Below are 251 nucleotides of genomic sequence, written 5' to 3' on the forward strand. Positions count from 1 at the left end.
AAGCTCTTCCCGGGTGGTGAAAGCCCCATGTTCGTCCCGGTACGCCACGATATTTTCGGCAATCGTGCGGTTAAAACCGGCAACACGCGCAAGCAGTGCGGCGGATGCGCTGTTCAGGTGAACCCCCACCGCGTTTACGCAGTCCTCAACCGTATTATCGAGGGCACGTCTTAAAGCGGTCACACTGACGTCATGTTGGTACTGTCCCACGCCTAAAGACTGGGGATCAATTTTGACGAGTTCGGCGAGCG

1 protein-coding gene is annotated in these 251 nt (G+C 56.6%); it reads right to left on the minus strand.

Annotated elements, in window-relative coordinates:
* On the minus strand, positions 1-251 hold a 251-nt coding region (locus HMPREF2554_RS11970), incomplete at both ends, for a helix-hairpin-helix domain-containing protein (RefSeq protein WP_210396002.1).

The organism is Rothia sp. HMSC071F11 (assembly GCF_001809115.1).
Lineage (GTDB): Bacteria > Actinomycetota > Actinomycetes > Actinomycetales > Micrococcaceae > Rothia > Rothia dentocariosa.